This is a genomic window from Ruegeria sp. K11 (genome assembly GCF_056531905.1).
This window is the reverse complement of sequence record NZ_JBQFMP010000010.1, coordinates 11,143-28,644: the sequence shown is the minus strand read 5'-3', so window position 1 is coordinate 28,644 and position 17,502 is coordinate 11,143. Positions and strand designations below refer to the sequence as shown.

Genomic DNA, 17,502 nt, shown 5'->3' with positions numbered 1-17,502 from the left:
GGCCGGATTGCGCGTGATGCAATGCACCCGGCCATTTGGGTCAGAACATAAAATATCGCTGGGCCATCGGCAGGACCTCAGCCGGTTGACAGGTCAGCAATTCGCCGTCGGCGCGGACCTCATAGGTTTCCGGGTCCACCTCAACCTCGGGTGTGGCATTGTTCAGCAACAAATCGCGTTTGCCGATGTTGCGGGTGTTCTGAACAGCGATGGTTTGCTTTGCCAGCCCAAGCGCGTCGCCAATCCCCTCGGCCTGCGCAGCCGCCGAGACAAAGGTAATCGCTGAATGCTCGACCGAGCGCCCATAGGCCCCGAACATCGGGCGGCTATAGACCGGCTGTGGCGTCGGGATCGATGCATTCGGATCGCCCATCTGCGCGCAGGCGATGGTGCCGCCCAGCAGGACCATTTCGGGCTTCACGCCGAAAAACGCCGGGTTCCACAGCACCAGATCGGCACGTTTACCTTCTTCGATACTGCCGATTTCATGGCTCAGACCATGCGCAATCGCCGGGTTGATCGTGTATTTGGCGATATAGCGACGAACGCGCAGATTATCGTTTTCGCCGATCTCCTCGGGTAGGCGACCGCGCTGCTTTTTCATCTTGTCCGCGGTTTGCCATGTGCGGATCAGAACCTCTCCGACACGGCCCATGGCCTGACTGTCTGACGCGATGATACTGAACGCGCCCATGTCGTGCAGAATGTCCTCGGCTGCGATCGTCTCGCGCCGAATGCGGCTTTCGGCAAAGGCCACATCCTCGGGAATGGATTTGTCGAGGTGATGGCACACCATCAGCATATCCAGATGCTCTTCGACCGTGTTCACGGTGAAGGGCCGCGTCGGGTTAGTGGATGAAGGCAGTACGTGGTTTTCGCCGCAGATCTTGATGATGTCTGGGGCATGGCCACCACCTGCGCCCTCGGTATGGAAGGCGTGGATCGTCCGGCCTTTCATGGCCGAGACGGTGTTTTCCACGAACCCGGATTCGTTCAGCGTATCGGTGTGGATCATCACCTGCACGTCCATCGCATCCGCGACTGAAAGGCAACAGTCGATGGCCGCAGGCGTGGTGCCCCAATCCTCATGCAGTTTCAGCGCACAGGCCCCGGCCTTGACCTGTTCCTCAAGTGCGGCAGGCAGCGAGGCGTTGCCTTTGCCTGCAAAGGCCAGGTTCATCGGAAAGGCGTCGGCGGCCTGCAGCATCCGCCCGATATGCCAGGGGCCGGGGGTGCAGGTGGTGGCCAGAGTGCCATGCGCAGGTCCAGTGCCGCCGCCCAACATGGTGGTCAGGCCGGAATGCAACGCATCCTCGATCTGTTGCGGGCAGATGAAGTGAATATGGCTGTCGAACCCACCTGCGGTCAGAATACGCCCCTCGCCCGCGATGGCCTCGGTGCCCGGGCCGATGATGATGTCGACGCCGGGCTGCGTATCGGGGTTGCCAGCCTTGCCGATCTTGGCGATGCGCCCGTCTTTCAGACCCACATCGGCCTTGTAGATCCCCGAGTGATCCACGATTAGCGCATTGGTAATGACCGTATCAACAGCCCCTTCGGCCCGCGTGACCTGCGATTGCCCCATCCCGTCGCGGATCACCTTGCCGCCGCCGAATTTGACCTCTTCGCCGTATAGCAAAGCATTATCGCCGGTTCCCCCGGTCGCGGCGGCGCCTGCGCGTTCTGCGGTCAGGTCGCGCTCCACTTCGATCACCAAATCCGTATCGGCCAGCCGCAGCTTGTCGCCGGTGGTGGGGCCGAACATCGCGGCATAGTCAGAGCGTTTGATTGTTGCTGGCATCAGAGCGCCCCCATCACCTTTTGATTGAACCCATAAACTCTGCGCGCACCGCCAATCGGGATCAGCGCAACCTCGCGCGATTGGCCCGGCTCGAACCGGACGGCAGTACCCGGAGCGATGTCCAGACGCAAACCATGCGCAGCAGTTCGGTCGAACTCCAACGCCGGGTTGGTTTCGGCGAAATGGTAGTGTGAGCCGACCTGAACAGGCCGGTCGCCTGTATTGGCAACCATCAGCGTGATCGCTTCGGCGTTTGCGTTCAGGGTGATTTCACCCTCAGCCGGGAAAAGCTCGCCGGGGATCATTTCGGCAACTTCACCAGTAGGGTGATTGCAACCACAGCGACCAAAGCCAGCCCCGCACCAAGGGTTGCATAGTCCGTGCCGTGGGCGTGGATATGGGTGTCGGTGTGCGCCATTGCAGGACCGGACAGGACAAGGGCGGGAAACAGCATACGGTTCATTGGAATACTCCTGAGTTATCGGATAGGGTTGTGGACGGTCACCAGCTTGGTGCCGTCGGGAAAGGTGGCCTCGACCTGAACCTCGTGGATCATCTCGGGCACGCCCTCCATGCAGTGTTCGCGGGTGATCACCTCGGCCCCGGCCTGCATCATGTCGGCGACCGACCGCCCGTCGCGCGCACCTTCGACCACGGCATCGGTAATCAGCGCGATGGCTTCGGGGTGGTTCAGCTTGACGCCTCGGGCCAGCCGCTTGCGGGCGACTTCGGCGGCCATGGCGACCAGCAGTTTGTCTTTTTCTCGGGGGGTCAGGTTCATGTCAGAGCATCCAGCATCGGGGAAGAGTGTCTTTGTTCAGCCGCCGCAGCACCGGCAACAGTGCGCGGCGCAGCATGTGGCTGTCCGGAGCCAACAGCCGCACGGCCAGCAGATCGGGCGCGATCAGGCTGGCGCCAGCGGTTTGTGGCAAAAGGTCAAGGGTTGGGGTCAGGTGCGCCTCGGCCCTGTCGCAGGCCAGAACAATCAACGCCATCGCCCCTGCGCCGTTGGCGATATTGGGGCGGGCGAGATGCGCCTGCAAGTCACCGGCAAAAGCCATCGCATCCAGAAAGATTGTCCGACCGTCGCGACGAACCTCGATCCGGTCGCGCAAATGAACATCGGTCAGGGTCTCGCCCATTGCAGGACGTCCAAAGACCAGCGGTTCGACCAGCAGGGCCGACGACCCGGTCTCTAAGTTAACAACCAGTCGTCGGTCCAGCGCGCTGCCGTCGAACAGGATGGTTTCCTGCGGCAGCCAGTTCAGCCGTCCGCCTGCTGCAACGGTTACCGCATTCCTGATCCGGCCAGTCTGCCCCGGCTGCGCCTTGTAGGCACGCTCGCAGGCCTGCGTTGTCACAGTCAGAGTGGTCTCGGCGGCCACAGCACCCGCAAACCGAAACTGGTCGCCGCCGGTGACGCCCCCGGCTGTGTTCAGCAGAACCGCGTCCAGATGCGGGATATTCGCGCGTGGAAACAGGCACTTGAACGACCCCGCCTGCCGCAACTGGTCGATCACACTGCGCCCGTGTACGGGTTTGGTGGTCAACGTCACCTCACCCACGGCACGCGGCGGGGTGTCCTGAGCATCAGGCGATATAGGAGAGAGATGAGTGATGACAGCGGCCTTCAGGGTTTGAACTTCTGGCGCTTTTTTCACCGTTTCGATGTCGAAACTCTATTCCCTTGTGCCGCTTTCAGGCCGGGCACCCCGGCAATAGCCTAATTTTTAATCCAACATCTGAGTTGTAGGTTAAAAATTAATCAGATGACGCGATTTCGACAAGCGGTCCGGCCCGGGGGTTTGCCAATTTCGCTGCATTGCAGAATTCGTATGAGGCCTGCCGGGCACTGGGGTACCGGGGGTGTGTGACGGCTGCGCGAATTGGACCTCGATCACAACCGCCACACGAAACGCAACAACAGTTGCGGGGATCAGGTAGAAGAAGACGGCGTCTTAACGCAAGTCTTCTGTGCCGCCCCGCCAGGAGGACTCTATGTCATTTCTCAAATCCACGCTCGCCGGATCGGCCGTCTTCGCCGCCATGACCACCGCTGCGCTGTCGGCAGAAGACACCATCAAGGTCGGCGTTCTGCACTCGCTGTCGGGCACCATGGCGATCTCGGAAACCACGCTGAAAGACACCATGCTGATGCTGATCGACCAGCAAAACGCCAAGGGCGGCCTGCTGGGCAAGCAGCTTGAGGCCGTTGTGGTCGATCCCGCATCCGACTGGCCGCTGTTTGCGGAAAAAGCGCGTGAGTTGCTGAGCGTGCATGAGGTGGATGTGATCTTTGGCAACTGGACATCTGTCAGCCGTAAATCGGTTCTGCCCGTGATCGAGGAACTGAACGGCCTGCTGTTCTATCCGGTTCAGTATGAGGGCGAAGAATCGTCCAAGAACGTCTTCTACACCGGTGCCGCCCCGAACCAGCAGGCGATCCCTGCGACCGACTATTTCCTGGAGGAACTGGGGGTCGAGAAATTCGCTCTGCTCGGCACGGACTATGTCTACCCCAGGACCACCAACAATATTCTCGAAAGCTACCTGAAGGGTAAAGGCATCGCGGATGACGATATCTTCGTCAACTACACCCCGTTTGGCCACTCTGACTGGTCCAAGATCGTGGCGGACGTTGTCGCGCTGGGTGCGGATGGCAAGAAGGTCGGCGTAATCTCGACCATCAACGGCGACGCCAATATCGGCTTCTACAAGGAACTGGCCGCTGCGGGCGTTTCGGCGGATGACATTCCTGTCGTGGCCTTCTCGGTCGGTGAGGAAGAACTTTCGGGTCTGGATACCACCAACCTCGTGGGCCATCTGGCCGCCTGGAACTACTTCCAGTCGGCGGATACCGATGCAAACGCTGAGTTCGTCGAAACATGGAAAGCCACCATGGGCGAAGACCGCGTGACCAACGACCCGATGGAGGCGCATTACATCGGCTTCAACATGTGGGTGAATGCCGCGACCGAGGCCGGATCGACCGAAGTCGACGACGTCCGCGCCGCCATGTACGGGCAGGAATTCCCGAACCTGACCGGCGGAACCGCTGTCATGCTGCCGAACCACCACCTTGCCAAGCCGGTTCTGATCGGTGAAATTCAGGAAGACGGTCAGTTTGATATCATCAGCGAAACCGACGTTGTGCCGGGTGACGCCTGGACCGACTTCCTGCCGGAATCGGCGGTTCTGGTATCGGATTGGAAAGAACTGGGTTGCGGTATGTACAACACCGAGACCGAGACCTGCGTTCAGACCCTGTCGAATTACTAAACGACACGCAAGGTGGGCGATCACGCCCGCCTTGCCCCAAGACATCTCGGGTTTCACCACATGTTACGACTATACCTTGCGGGCCTCGCAATCCTATGCGCCTGCCTGACCGCTAACGCGCAAGAGGCCGGTCTGCAACCGATCCTGCAAGAACATCAGGAGATCATCGCCAAAAGCTCGCGCAAGACGATCGGGCCTGCGATCGATGCGATTGCTAGCAGTGGTTTGCCGCAAGCGCAGGTGATGCTTGAGACGTGGGCCGCCAAAAACGTTTGGATGCGCAAGTCCGACGGCCTGTTCTTTGCCGGCAAAAAGGGTGAAGGGCGGTCGTATGAGCTGGCCGATTTCGACACCGGCGAAGTGGTTGGCACCTTTGAGAAATCCGACCTCAAACAACTGAAACCCAACAGCGGCATCCGCGCGATGATCGGGACAGCTCTGGTGCAGTTCCAACTGACTGACCCAGACCGCGCGCGGCGGCTGGCCGCTTTGCAATCCATCCAACGCGATCCCGAAGGCGCTTTGCTACAGCCGCTGCGCGCGTCGATTGACGATGAACCCGATGCCGACCTGAAGGCCCAGAAACAGCGGCTCGAACGGTTGCTGACGATTGGATATGACGAAGATAGCGCGGCGCGCGTGGCCGCGATTGAGGACATGTCCGGCGATCTGGGCGTCGACGTCCGTGGCGCGTTGAACCCTCTGATCGTCACGACACGACAGGCGGCAGCCGAACTTCCATCCGATGCGAATATCGCCGCCGTTTTAGAGCCGGGTTCCAGTGATTTGTCGCGCGATGAGGCCTATGACTTACTGGTCACCGGTGATCTGGCATCCCCGCGTGTGTCAACGGATGATATCCGGACCGCTCTAGCGGCCAATATCGACGGTGGCCGCGTTGGTGACATTCCGGTTGCCCAACTGAATACGGATGCCACGCGCGCCCGGGCTTATGCAGCTTTGGCTGAGGCCGGGGTCGTTCCAGCCTTGGTGACCGAGGCCGACATAGACGCGGCGCTGGCTGAACATGTGTTCTTTGATACCTACACGGAACCCTCGCCTCAAGTGACCGCGACCGCCGCGCAAGCGCTCGAACAGATCGAGCTGAAGGTCGGCCTGAACCAGACCCTTGACCTGACGCTGGACGCGATTTCTCTGGCCTCGATCTATTTCCTGGCCGCCATCGGTCTGGCCATCACCTTCGGCGTAATGGGCGTTATCAACATGGCCCATGGCGAGTTCATCATGATGGGCGCCTATACCGGCTACGTGGTGCAGCAGTTCATCCCCGACCATACGCTCTCGATCATCGTCGCCATCCCGATGGCCTTTGCCGTCACCTTCGCTATGGGCGTCGCGATGGAGCGGCTGGTGATCCGCTGGCTGTATTCGCGCCCGTTGGAGACGCTACTGGCGACCTTCGGCATTTCGATTGCGCTGCAACAGCTGGCCAAGAACATCTTCGGCACACAGGCCCGGCCTCTGACCGCGCCCGGCTGGCTGGACGGGGCGTGGGTGCTGAACGACGTGGTTTCGATCAGCTATATCCGTATCGCGATCTTCGTGCTGGCGATGATCTTTTTGGGGCTGTTCCTCTACATCATGAAGCGCACCCGGCTGGGGCTTGAGATGCGCGCGGTGACGCAAAACCCCCGCATGGCCGGGTCGATGGGCATCAATCCGGGGCGAGTGAATATGCTGACCTTCGGGCTCGGCTCCGGCATCGCCGGGATTGCAGGCGTCGCGATTGGCCTGTTTGCCAAAGTGACGTCTGATCTGGGCAGCGACTACATCGTGCAAAGCTTCATGACCGTGGTTGTCGGCGGGGTCGGCAATATCTGGGGCGCGTTGGCAGGGGCAGGCATGATTGGCTTCCTGCAAAAAGGGATCGAGTGGATGAACCCGTCAAACACCCTCGCGGCCCAAACCTACATGATCATCTTCATCATCATTTTCATCCAGTTCCGGCCAAGGGGCATCATCGCCATCAAAGGCCGCGCAGCGGGGGATTGAGCCATGGAACGCAGCTTTGTCGCCAAGAACCCCTCGGTACTGGTCTTTCTGGCCATCCTGTCGCTGTTCACTTTGGGCGTCACCGTCCTGTCCGAAGGGTTCGGGATTGGTGTGATCTCGACCAGTTTCGTCAAGACGCTGGGAAAGACCTTGTGCCTGTGCCTGATCGCTGTGGCTATGGATTTGGTCTGGGGCTTCAACGGCATCCTGTCGCTGGGCCATTTCGCCTTTTTCGGGCTGGGCGGCTATATGATCGGCATGTGGCTGATGTATGAACGCACCCGCCTGATCGTGGTCGAGTCGCTGTCCCAAGCCGATATCCCGCCAACGCCATCCGAGGTGGTAGACGCCATCGGCACGCAAATCTTCGGCGTCGTCGGATCGTCCGAATTTCCGCTGATCTGGGCCTTTTCGGACAGCCTGTTCCTGCAACTGGCACTGGTCGTACTGGTGCCGGGCCTTCTGGCGTTGATCTTTGGCTGGCTCGCCTTCCGCAGCCGGGTCACGGGCGTCTACTTGTCGATCCTGACCCAAGCCATGACATTAGCGCTAGCCTTGTACCTGTTCCAGAACGACAGCGGCCTACGCGGGAACAATGGCTTGTCGGGCTTGCAGAACCTACCGGGTGTCACCGCCTCGCAGGATGTGGTGTCGATCTGGTTCCTCTGGGCCTCGGCGCTGGCCCTGGGGCTGGGCTATATGCTGTCCGCGTGGATCGTGTCGGGCAAGTTCGGCTCGGTCATCCGCGGCATCCGGGATAACGAGGCGCGGGTGCGGTTCCTTGGCTACTCGGTCGAGGTCTATAAGCTCGCCGTCTTCACGCTCACCGCCTGCATCGCGGCCATCGCGGGCGCGCTTTATTATCCGCAGGCAGGAATCATCAACCCCGAGGAGATGGCCCCCATCGCCTCGATCTACCTCGCCGTCTGGGTCGCTATCGGCGGGCGTGGTCGCCTGTACGGCGCAGTCATCGGCGCGGCGTTTGTCAGCCTGCTCAGCACATGGTTCACCGGCGGGCAGGCCCCGGACATCCTGCTGGGCTTCTACACGATCAAGTGGGTCGACTGGTGGCAAGTGCTGCTGGGCGTGTCCTTTGTGCTCGTCACGCTGTTCGCCCCCAGGGGGATCGGAGGGCTGTTCGACCTCTGGACCAACCGCCGCACGCCACAGCGCCACGGCGCGGCCCTTGGGCCCGATGACGGCGCGTTGCGCGAAAAGGAGGCTACGGAATGAACACTCTGCTAGAAGTCAGCGGCGTTTCAGTCACCTTCGACGGGTTCCGCGCCATCAACAACCTGTCCTTCCAGATCGGTAGCGCGGAACTGCGTGCGGTGATCGGTCCGAACGGGGCGGGCAAGACCACCTTCATGGATATCGTCACCGGCAAGACACGCCCCGACGAGGGCCGTGTGATCTGGGGTGACAAATCTGTATCGCTGCTGCGTATGAGCGAGGCCAAGATCGCGCAGGCCGGGATTGGGCGGAAGTTCCAGAAACCCACGGTGTTCGAGGATCAGAGCGTGCAGGAAAACCTGCTGATGGCGCTGAAGAACAAGCGCGGCTGGCTGGGTGTGCTGTTCTATCGGCCTTCGGCGGGCGACCTTGAAAAGGTCGAACAACTGGCGGTCGAAATCGGCCTGAAGGACGAACTGACCCGCAAATCCGGTGAACTCAGCCATGGGCAAAAGCAATGGCTGGAGATCGGTATGTTGCTGGCGCAGGAGCCGCGTTTGTTGCTGGTTGATGAACCCGCCGCCGGAATGACCCCGCAGGAACGGGAACACACGACCGATCTGCTGGTACAGGCGGCCAAGACCCGCGCCGTCGTTGTGGTCGAGCATGATATGGAGTTCGTCCGGCGCCTGAACTGCAAGGTCACAGTCCTGCATGAAGGCTCGGTTCTGGCTGAGGGCTCGCTGGATCATGTCACATCAAATCAGGACGTCATCGACGTCTATCTGGGGCGTTAGGCAATGCTGAAACTGACCGATCTGACCCTGCATTACGGGCATTCGCAAATCCTCTATGGCATCTCGATGGAGGCTGCGCAGGGCGAGGTGACCTGTGTTATGGGCACCAATGGCGTGGGAAAAACCAGCCTGATCAAGGCGATCTCGGGCACACATCCCCGCTCGGGCGGCGAGGTGCAGTTGAACGATGAAGACCTTCCCCCGCTACCCGCGCACAAGATGGCTTGGAAAGGTGTCGCTTATGTCCCCCAAGGACGTGAGATTTTCCCTCTGCTGACCGTACGCGAAAACCTTGAGACCGGGTTTGCTTGCCTGCCCACTGACGAACACTTCATACCAGACGAGATTTTCGAGCTGTTCCCGGTTCTCAAACAGATGCAGAACCGACGGGGCGGAGACCTGTCGGGCGGTCAGCAACAGCAACTGGCCATCGCGCGGGCCTTGATCACCAAGCCCAGTTTGCTTCTGCTGGACGAACCAACCGAAGGTATCCAACCCAATATCATCCAACAGATTGGAGAGGTCATCCGCCATCTCAGAACCAAAGGCGAAATGGCCATTGTGCTGGTCGAACAGTATTTCGATTTTGCTTACGATCTGGCCGACCAATTCGTGGTGTTACGGCGCGGCGAAATCCTGATGCAGGGGCGCAAGGCTGACCTGTCACGCGATCAGGTGCTGCAAGGCGTCACGGTGTAACGCGAAAGGGCCGCCGGTTCGCAGTACCGACGGCCCTTCCTGCTCGACCGCTGCGTTCATTCGATGAACGTGCGCGCCAAACGGTCCCGCAACGGCTGCGCCAGATAGCTCAACGCGGTGCGTTCGCCGGTGTTGACGAACAGATCGGCGGGCATCCCGGGCACCAGTTCCAGCGCGGCGACCTGCTCGGGCTGCGCCTGATCCAGCTTGACCTGCGCCAGATAGTAAGGCTCACCGGTGCGGTCATCCTCAAGACTGTCGGCCGAGATATCGGTGATCTTGCCTGTGGCCTCGGGCACTTCGCCCTGATCGAAGGCGGACAGGCGCACGCGGGTCGACTGACCGACATAGAGTTTTTCGATATCGGCAGTGTTGACCCGTGCTTCGACCACCAGCGGCTGATCGGCCGGGACGATATCCAGAATGGCCTCGCCCGGGCGCACCACTCCGCCTGCGGTAAAGACGGTCATGCCAACCACGCGCCCGCTGACCGGGGCCGTCACTGCCACGCGCTTGCGACGCTCGGAGGCTCCGACATATTGCGGCTCGAGCGTGGCCAGCAGCGCCTCGACCTGCGCCAGCTCGCTGGAAACGGCCTCGGCGCGCTGCGTCTCCTGCCCGATGCTGGCCAGCTTCAGCTCGCTGATCTGGTTACGGGCCTGCGCTGCCTGCGTGGTCAGCGAAGCATCCACACCGATCAAACGCTCGATCTCGACGCGGCGACTGTTCACACGGTTCGCCGCAACCAATCCCTTGGCTTGCAGGGTCTCCAGGTTGCCAAGCTCTTCGCGCGTAATGTCCATCTGGCGCGCATTGGCCTGCCGCTGAGACGTCAGACCCTGAATCTGCTCTTCCAGATTGGCAATTTGCTGGTCCAGCAGGTTGCGCTCGGCCGCACGCGTGCGGATTTCGGCGTCAAACAACAGCTTCTGGGTTCGGAAAGCGTCATCCCAGTCGCGGCTGTCCATCTGAACCCGCAACATGTCGGCCACATCCGCGCGCTCAAAGCGGTCTTCGCCCCGGATTTGCGACACCAGCCGGGCCCGGCGCACTGTCAGTTCACCCAATTGGCTTTTGATCACGTCCAGATTGACGTCCAGATCGGTGCTGTCGAGTTCGACCAGCGTCTGCCCTGCTTCGACCAGATCGCCATCCGCGACCAGAATTGTGCTAACGATCCCGCCGTCCAGATGTTCAACCGTCTTGCGGTTGCCCTCCACCACAAACGAGGCTGGCGCAACCACCGCACCGTCCAGTTTGGAGGACGCCGCCCAGTAGACGGTGCCGCCCACGAAACTGGTCACGATCATCAGGCCCAGGAAGACAAAGCCCTTGATGCCTGATCCCGAAACCGTTGGTTCGACCCGGTTGAAATCTTCCAGACGCAGAACGCTTTGATCGGGTTTGTTGTAAACGGCCGGTGTCATTGGGCTGCTCCTTTCTGTGCTTGGGGCTGCGCATCATGTGTGGCGATCTGGGGCTTGTTCTGTGCAGGCAGGCCGGTTTGACGAGGGCGCAGAATGTCCTCTTTGTTTCCGAACCCGGTCTGCGTGCCCTTGTTGAGAGTGAGAACCTTGTTCACGGCCTCCAGCGTGCTGGGGCGATGGGTCATCACAAAGGTAATGGCCCCGCGCGCACTGGCCGCCCGGATGGCATTCCGCAACGCCAGTTCACCTTGAGAATCCAGATCCGAATTCGGCTCGTCCAGAACCAGAATGAACGGGTCGCGATACAACGCGCGGGCAAGCGCAATGCGCTGGCGTTGACCGCCCGACAGGTGAAAGCCGTTGCCAAGCTGTGTGTCATACCCGTCCGGCAAGTCGCTGATCAGGCCATGAACATCGGCGGTGACGGCGGCCTCAAAAACCTTGGCATCGTCGATCGAAGTGGCAAAACGTGCGATATTCTCGCGAATGGTGCCATCGAACAGCTGAACGTCCTGTGGCAGGTATCCAACCATCTGGCCCAGATCCTGAGGGTCCCACTTGGCCATCGGTGTGCCATCCAACCGGATCGCGCCGCGTTGCGGTGTCCAGATACCGGCCAGCATCTTGGCCAGCGTGGTCTTGCCTGATCCGCTGTGACCGATCACGGCAACCACATCTCCTGCCGTCAGGGCAAACTCGATCCCGCCGATGGTCGCGTTGCGCGCCAGCGGCGGCCCGGCCTGCGTGATCACCGTATTCATCGAAAACTGCGGATGCGGCAGCGCCAGACGCTTGGGTTGCGCAGGGAAGGCCTCGTCCAGCGCCCGCAGGTTCTTGTAAGACCCGCGCGCCGCCAGAAAACCGCGCCATTGGCCGATCAGCTGGTCAATCGGGGCCAGGGCACGGGCCAGCACGATCGTCGCGGCGATCATCACCCCGGCGGTGGCCTGTCCGGTGATGGCCAGCGCCGCCCCCAGACCCAGCATTCCCGATTGCAGCGCCATACGGATCGTCTTGGACATCACCGAAAAGCTCGCGATGCGGTCGGACACGCGGGTTTTCAGGTGATGGGCATCTTGTTGCAGAGCTGTCCAGCGCCGGGCGAGATCACCATTCATCCCCATTGCCTGGACAAGCTCTGCATTCTGCTCACTCGCGGTGAACAAAGCGTCGGACCTGCTGCGCGCGCGGGATGCATCCTGCATGACGCCGGCGGCACGCGAATTGTTGATCAGGGCCAGAATTGTAAGAATGAGCGCACCGGCAAGGCCAAGGGCGCCAAGAAAGGGGTGCAGCATGTAGAGCACCGCCAGATAAATCGGAATCCACGGCGCGTCGAAGAACGCAATCAACGTGGGACCCGAGATAAAGTCGCGCAAACCGGTGATGTCTGCGGCTGGATTGTCGCCCGCGGCGGATTTGCCATGCAGGCGGCGCTGGATCGAGGCTTTCAGCAACGGCGCGCCGATCTTAAGCTCAAACCGGGCACCAAGACGGTTCAGGATACGGACCCGCATCAGGTCCAGCAGACCCGAGACGATGAACACGCCACCCAGCAACAGCGTCAGGGCGATCAGGGTGTCCATGTTCTGGCTGGTCAGCACGCGGTCATAGACCTGCAACATATAAAGCGGACCGGCGAGCATGAGAAGGTTGAGAACAAGGCTGAAAAAGCCGATTGCGAAAAAGCCGCCTCGTAGCGAGGCCCAGGCTGTTTTGACGGATGATTTTTTCTGAAACATGACGGTGATCTCTTTTCAGGGTGAAAGGGTGGCGACCTGCGCCGCCACCCCGTTGGTCTTTGATCAGGCGATGAAGTCGTCGTCCTGGCTCAGGTCGCTTGCGTTCACGCCTTCCAGACGGACCGAGGACCCGATGCTGGCGAAGCTCACGACTGCGTCTGCGCCGTCCTGTGCGACATTGACGACACCGTCGAAGTCGGGGCCAAAGTCACCCAGTTCGATGCGGTCAGCACCTACTTCGAAGTCCTGAATGACGTCGTTGCCGAACTGACCTTCAAAGACGAAGGTGTCGTTGCCTGCGCCACCGATCAGGATGTCGTCGCCGCCGCCACCGTTCAGGACGTCATCGCCACCCTGACCGTTCAGCGTGTTGGCGTTTTCATCCCCGATCAGGATGTCACCGGCAGTCGCACTGCCCGACACGTTCTCGAACCCGGACAGGACGTTGTTGCCAGCGCCGCCCGTTGCCGCGAAGTCATCGCCGCTGGCGATCTGCTCGCCGGATGCGAAGGCTTCGAACTGCTCGGCCGAGACCTGATTGTTCAGATCGACCACAACACCGTTCGGGGCTGCCGAGAACAGAGCGGTATCTATCCCTTCACCACCGGCCAGGAAGTCGTTCCCTGCAAAGCCGTGGATGACATCGTTGCCCGCGCCGCCTTCGATGACGTTGACTTCGTTGTTGCCGAAGAGCCCGTCGTTGAAGTCCGACCCGACGATGTTCTCGACATCATCGATCTCGGCCAGGATCGCGTCTTCGGGAACCGGAGTTCCGAGAACGCCCGGAGGTGCTGTCAGCACGCCACCGCTCTGGCTGGGGGTACCCACGGCACCGGCAGAGTTCACATCGAGATCAACGATGACGCCGTTTAACGGACCGAAGATGTTCGGATCGCTGGCTTCGACATCCGAGAAGTCGACTGTGTCGATCCCTTCGCCGCCATCGATCGTATCCAGACCATCCGAGATCAGCGTGTCGTTGCCCGCACCACCGATCAGGACGTCAGCACCACCCTCACCGCGCAGCACATCGTCGCCATTCTGACCGTTCAGAACGTTGACACCCGAGTTGCCAGACAGAACGTCGTTACCGCCGTTCGGGCTGTTTAGGTTGTTCGAGCCGTTGATATTCTCGAAACCGAACACCTGATCCAGGGTCGCGCCTTCCGGTGCGTTGACCGAAGCAACACCGTTGCCCTCTTCATCCAGGTCCAGAACAACGCCCGGCCCTGCGGTGAACAGCGCTGTGTCCGTGCCTTCACCACCGATGATGACATCCGCACCACCGAACGAGTGGATCGCATCGTTCCCGGCACCGCCGTCGAGGATGTTGAACTCGTTGTTGCCCAGGATAAGGTCATCGCCGCTGGAGCCGATCACGTTTTCAAAGTCATCGACTTCGGCAACGATCACACCGTTCTGGATGATGGCTCCGTCCTGCGGACCCTCATCGCCGTTGCCAGCCGGGTTCGGAGACGGGGTACTGAGGTCCAGATCAATCGTGACACCGTTGAAAGCGGACAGATCAACGGTGTCGCTGTCATCGGAGCCCACAACCCGCTCGATCGAGCTGAGGATGTCGGTTTCGATCTGGTTGTCGATCACATCTTCGCCGATCACGCCCGAGCCGCCTGTGGCACTGGTGTCCAGGGTCGCACCAGCGTCCACCAGCGTGTCCTGAACCACCGGACCGTTCTGGCCAGCAGGTGCATTGTGCAGGTGGATGGCCGAGACAACACCCGGGATCGGGGTCAGCAGATCAGCTTCGTTCAGGCCGGTGACGCTCAGTTCGCTGGAATAGGTGACTTCACCGGTCTCCAGGTTCTGAACAACTGTTGCCGTCGCGAAACCGGTGGCTTCACTGTCGGACAGCGGTCCGGGTTCCTGTGCCGCATCCAGCGGACCGGCCAGAGTGATCGTGCGGATACCATCCTCGGTCACGTCGCTCTGAACCAGCAACTGTCCACGGATCTCACCAGCCGGGAAGTCAGCAGTATGGATGTTGAAGTACAGGTTCTCGGCAGCAGCCTGTTCGACGAACGCGGCACCGTCTGCGATGGCAGAACCGAACTGACCGGGGTTCGAGACAGACGCGTTGACAACGCTGACATTGAACCCGGTGTCACGCACTGCAGTACCGTTGCCATTGGCATCCAGATTGACAGTTACGGCGACATCCAGATCCGAGAAATCTGCGGTGTCAAAACCTTCACCACCTTCGATGAAGTCGTTTCCAAGGCCACCAACGATCACGTTGTCCCCGTCTCCGGCGATCAGAACGTCATCCCCGGCACCGCCGTCGATGACACCGTTGATCTGACCGAGGTCTACAACAATGTCATCTCCGGCACCCAGCAACACATTACCATTTACCACACCTTCGTCATCGTTAACGAATGTCACTGAGCCTGCCTCGGTCGCGTCGATGGCATTGACTTGACCCGAGATTTCACCCTCGTTGACGATTGCGCCCAAGATGTTCAGGCCACCATCAACGCGGATACCCGCTGCGGCGTCGCTGTCTTCCGACCCTGCGATTACACCGCTGTTCTGTACCAGACCGGCAAAGCTTGCGTCTTCCACATTGCTGAACAGACGCAGGCCGTCGCCCACCTGATTACCCTCTGTCGCGTCGCCGCGACCCTGGAAGGTCCCTTCATTGAAGATCGCGGCTGACACCACGTCTCCGTCCACATCTCCGGTTTGCAGCGATACGGCAGAGCCGTTGTTGCCAAAGCCTGCATCGACCAGACCGGTGTTGGTGAAGGTATAGTTGTCGGCGGTTCCGTCCGCGTAGACGGTGCCATTGCGCTGATCGCCAGTACCCAGGATGTCACCTTCGTTGCGTACATCCAGACCAAAGCCATCGATGTTCACCGCACGACTGTCCGAAGTCACGGTGCCGGTGTTTACAAACGAGCCACCCGAATGGTCTCCGGTGCCGAAGTAGACGCCGTTCTGGATACCTGCAATCAGGCCCGCGTTGGTCAAGGTCCCCTGGAAATTCACGCCATTGACGACACGCACACCAGCGACGGTGCCATTTGCACCTTCGGACAGAATTGTGCCCGTGTTGGTGATGGTGGCATCGGTTGTGCCTTCGTTGCCGACATTGCCAATCCGCACGCCGTCGCCAGCGAGGTTGCTAGCGGCACCTGCGTTGCCGCGGCCCAGAATGATGCCGTCATTTTCCAGCGAGAAGGTGTTCGCGCCGTCCTCGGCACTGCCGATCTCGGCACCAAAGCCCGAGCCCTGATTGCCTTCGCCCGCGTCGATCAGACCGTTGGCCAGGTTGCGCACCGAGAAGTCGTCGGCGGTGCCATCGGCATAGACTGTACCGTTGCGCTGATCATCGGTGCCCAGAATGGTGCCGCCATTGACCAGATCAACCCCGGTTCCGTCGATGTTCACAGCGCGGCTGCCCGACTGGATGGTTCCAAAGTTGAAAACGTCCAGATCGTGTTCGCCCTCACCGATATACAGACCGTTGCGAACGCCTTCGATCACACCGGTCGAGGTGTTCAGGATACGACCTTCGGAGTTTGCACCGTCCGCGATGCGGATACCGCCTGCAGTACCTTGATCGCTTTCGGACGAGATCAAGCCGCTGTTGGTCAGGTCAACCTCGTTGACGACGCCGTCGGCACCATCATCAAAGCGGACCCCATCACCAGCGCCGGGGGTGTTCGATGCTTCCTGACCACGACCCTGAATGGTCGCGCCAAAGCCATTGAACAATGTGTTCGATACGCGATCATTAACTTCATCACCAACCTGGAACGAGACGCCTGCGCCCGAATTGCCTTCGCCCGCGTCGATGGTGCCGCCCGAAAAGTTCGAGATGCTGACATCTTCTGCGGTCGAGTTGGTGTAGATCGTTCCGTTGCGCTGGTCGCCGGTGCCGATGATGTCGCCAAAGTTGCGAACGCTTACACCTTCGCCCTGAATGTCAACCGCACGGCTATCGGAAGAGATCACGCCGCCGCGGAAGTTGTCGAGAGTGCCTGAACTGCCCGCGCCCGCAAACTGGACGCCGTTGAACTCGCCTGCAATCTCACCAAAGTTGCGGATATCCGCGCTGCCGGTCACCTGAATCCCGGTTGCCAGTGCGTCCGGGCCCGAGTTCGCCTCGATGCTGCCCGTGCGGAAGTTAAAGACCTGTGCGTTTTCACCTTCAACTGAAACAGCCGCCACAGCGTTGTTGGTGGTGATCTGACCAAAGTTGAGAAGACGCGCAAAATCATTGTCCAGCACGAAAGCCGGTGTGTTGTCGACAACAGTGTTCTGAAAAAAACCGTTGCTGAGTGTCTGCCCGTCACGGACAGTCTCCTGGGCCAGTGACGAGGTCGTCAGCAATCTGGCGCGCAAGGATGCGAGGAAGTCGGAAAGCATTGGGATCTCCTAGGTTGCGTTTTGTCAGGCGGAGGTCCAACCGGAGAACCGGCTGTCCGCTGTCTCAACAAGTGCGGACCAGCCCATCTTTTTGAAATTCTTCCTTTGAATGGGGCATATAACCAAAGCGAATAATCACGTGGATCGCGAGGTTTGGAAAAAATTTATGATTAATATAC

The 17,502-nt window shown here is 60.2% G+C and carries 13 protein-coding genes; 5 read left to right on the top strand and 8 right to left on the bottom strand.

The window, feature by feature from the left end:
* Positions 1 to 40: 40 nt before the first annotated feature.
* From ureC to ACR0K4_RS16260, 5 genes are read right to left on the bottom strand one after another with little or no spacing between them, the layout of a single operon-like run.
* A complete protein-coding gene (ureC, locus tag ACR0K4_RS16280; protein ID WP_480854806.1) occupies positions 41 to 1,801 on the bottom strand; it encodes an urease subunit alpha in 1,761 nt (586 codons plus the stop codon).
* Positions 1,801 to 2,106 carry an urease subunit beta gene (locus ACR0K4_RS16275; RefSeq protein WP_480521048.1) on the bottom strand — a complete coding sequence of 102 codons (306 nt, stop codon included), beginning with the start codon at positions 2,104 to 2,106 and terminating at the stop codon, positions 1,801 to 1,803. The genes ureC and ACR0K4_RS16275 overlap by 1 nt, the downstream gene beginning before the upstream one ends.
* The gene (locus ACR0K4_RS16270; protein WP_480521046.1) at positions 2,103 to 2,264 is read right to left on the bottom strand and encodes a hypothetical protein; all 162 of its coding nucleotides are present in this window, start codon (positions 2,262 to 2,264) and stop codon (positions 2,103 to 2,105) included. Before ACR0K4_RS16270 ends, ACR0K4_RS16275 begins: the two co-directional genes overlap by 4 nt.
* Before the next feature lie 15 nt (positions 2,265 to 2,279).
* Complete coding sequence (locus tag ACR0K4_RS16265) at positions 2,280 to 2,582, bottom strand: urease subunit gamma (protein WP_480521044.1); 303 nt, start codon at positions 2,580 to 2,582, stop codon at positions 2,280 to 2,282.
* 1 nt (position 2,583) lies between these two features.
* Positions 2,584 to 3,462, bottom strand: a complete 879-nt coding sequence (locus ACR0K4_RS16260; RefSeq protein WP_480854805.1) for an urease accessory protein UreD — start codon at positions 3,460 to 3,462, stop codon at positions 2,584 to 2,586.
* 337 nt (positions 3,463 to 3,799) lie between these two features.
* Between ACR0K4_RS16260 and urtA the strand changes: the two genes are divergently transcribed.
* The 5 genes from urtA to urtE are packed head-to-tail and all read left to right on the top strand — an operon-like array spanning position 3,800 to position 9,762.
* Positions 3,800 to 5,080: an urea ABC transporter substrate-binding protein gene (gene urtA / locus ACR0K4_RS16255; protein WP_480854804.1), complete on the top strand. Its 1,281-nt coding sequence runs from the start codon at positions 3,800 to 3,802 to the stop codon at positions 5,078 to 5,080.
* A 60-nt stretch (positions 5,081 to 5,140) separates the two neighbouring features.
* Positions 5,141 to 7,093 carry an urea ABC transporter permease subunit UrtB gene (urtB, locus tag ACR0K4_RS16250; protein WP_480854803.1) on the top strand — a complete coding sequence of 651 codons (1,953 nt, stop codon included), beginning with the start codon at positions 5,141 to 5,143 and terminating at the stop codon, positions 7,091 to 7,093.
* Positions 7,094 to 7,096: 3 nt separating this feature from the next.
* Positions 7,097 to 8,326: an urea ABC transporter permease subunit UrtC gene (gene urtC / locus ACR0K4_RS16245; RefSeq protein ID WP_480854802.1), complete on the top strand. Its 1,230-nt coding sequence runs from the start codon at positions 7,097 to 7,099 to the stop codon at positions 8,324 to 8,326.
* A complete protein-coding gene (gene urtD, locus ACR0K4_RS16240) occupies positions 8,323 to 9,063 on the top strand; it encodes an urea ABC transporter ATP-binding protein UrtD (RefSeq protein ID WP_480854801.1) in 741 nt (246 codons plus the stop codon). The genes urtC and urtD overlap by 4 nt, the downstream gene beginning before the upstream one ends.
* A gap of 3 nt (positions 9,064 to 9,066) precedes the next feature.
* Positions 9,067 to 9,762: an urea ABC transporter ATP-binding subunit UrtE gene (gene urtE / locus ACR0K4_RS16235; RefSeq protein ID WP_480521034.1), complete on the top strand. Its 696-nt coding sequence runs from the start codon at positions 9,067 to 9,069 to the stop codon at positions 9,760 to 9,762.
* A 56-nt stretch (positions 9,763 to 9,818) separates the two neighbouring features.
* Here the strand turns inward: urtE and ACR0K4_RS16230 are convergent, their stop codons facing one another.
* From ACR0K4_RS16230 to ACR0K4_RS16220, 3 genes are all read right to left on the bottom strand, one after another.
* Positions 9,819 to 11,189, bottom strand: a complete 1,371-nt coding sequence (locus ACR0K4_RS16230) for an HlyD family type I secretion periplasmic adaptor subunit (RefSeq protein WP_480521032.1) — start codon at positions 11,187 to 11,189, stop codon at positions 9,819 to 9,821.
* Positions 11,186 to 12,931 carry a type I secretion system permease/ATPase gene (locus tag ACR0K4_RS16225; protein ID WP_480854800.1) on the bottom strand — a complete coding sequence of 582 codons (1,746 nt, stop codon included), beginning with the start codon at positions 12,929 to 12,931 and terminating at the stop codon, positions 11,186 to 11,188. Before ACR0K4_RS16225 ends, ACR0K4_RS16230 begins: the two co-directional genes overlap by 4 nt.
* Before the next feature lie 63 nt (positions 12,932 to 12,994).
* Positions 12,995 to 17,323 carry a CHRD domain-containing protein gene (locus ACR0K4_RS16220; RefSeq protein ID WP_480854799.1) on the bottom strand — a complete coding sequence of 1,443 codons (4,329 nt, stop codon included), beginning with the start codon at positions 17,321 to 17,323 and terminating at the stop codon, positions 12,995 to 12,997.
* Positions 17,324 to 17,502 lie beyond the last annotated feature (179 nt).

What these genes read in the sequence shown, in the direction of transcription:
- ureC (WP_480854806.1), bottom strand. Translation starts at nt 1,801, where the DNA reads ATGCCAGCAACAATCAAACGCTCTGACTATGCCGCGATGTTCGGCCCC.
- ACR0K4_RS16275 (WP_480521048.1), bottom strand. Translation starts at nt 2,106, where the DNA reads ATGATCCCCGGCGAGCTTTTCCCGGCTGAGGGTGAAATCACCCTGAAC.
- ACR0K4_RS16270 (WP_480521046.1), bottom strand. Translation starts at nt 2,264, where the DNA reads ATGAACCGTATGCTGTTTCCCGCCCTTGTCCTGTCCGGTCCTGCAATG.
- ACR0K4_RS16265 (WP_480521044.1), bottom strand. Translation starts at nt 2,582, where the DNA reads ATGAACCTGACCCCCCGAGAAAAAGACAAACTGCTGGTCGCCATGGCC.
- urtA (WP_480854804.1), top strand. Translation starts at nt 3,800, where the DNA reads ATGTCATTTCTCAAATCCACGCTCGCCGGATCGGCCGTCTTCGCCGCC.
- urtB (WP_480854803.1), top strand. Translation starts at nt 5,141, where the DNA reads ATGTTACGACTATACCTTGCGGGCCTCGCAATCCTATGCGCCTGCCTG.
- urtC (WP_480854802.1), top strand. Translation starts at nt 7,097, where the DNA reads ATGGAACGCAGCTTTGTCGCCAAGAACCCCTCGGTACTGGTCTTTCTG.
- urtD (WP_480854801.1), top strand. Translation starts at nt 8,323, where the DNA reads ATGAACACTCTGCTAGAAGTCAGCGGCGTTTCAGTCACCTTCGACGGG.
- urtE (WP_480521034.1), top strand. Translation starts at nt 9,067, where the DNA reads ATGCTGAAACTGACCGATCTGACCCTGCATTACGGGCATTCGCAAATC.
- ACR0K4_RS16230 (WP_480521032.1), bottom strand. Translation starts at nt 11,189, where the DNA reads ATGACACCGGCCGTTTACAACAAACCCGATCAAAGCGTTCTGCGTCTG.
- ACR0K4_RS16225 (WP_480854800.1), bottom strand. Translation starts at nt 12,931, where the DNA reads ATGTTTCAGAAAAAATCATCCGTCAAAACAGCCTGGGCCTCGCTACGA.
- ACR0K4_RS16220 (WP_480854799.1), bottom strand. Translation starts at nt 17,323, where the DNA reads ATGCTTTCCGACTTCCTCGCATCCTTGCGCGCCAGATTGCTGACGACC.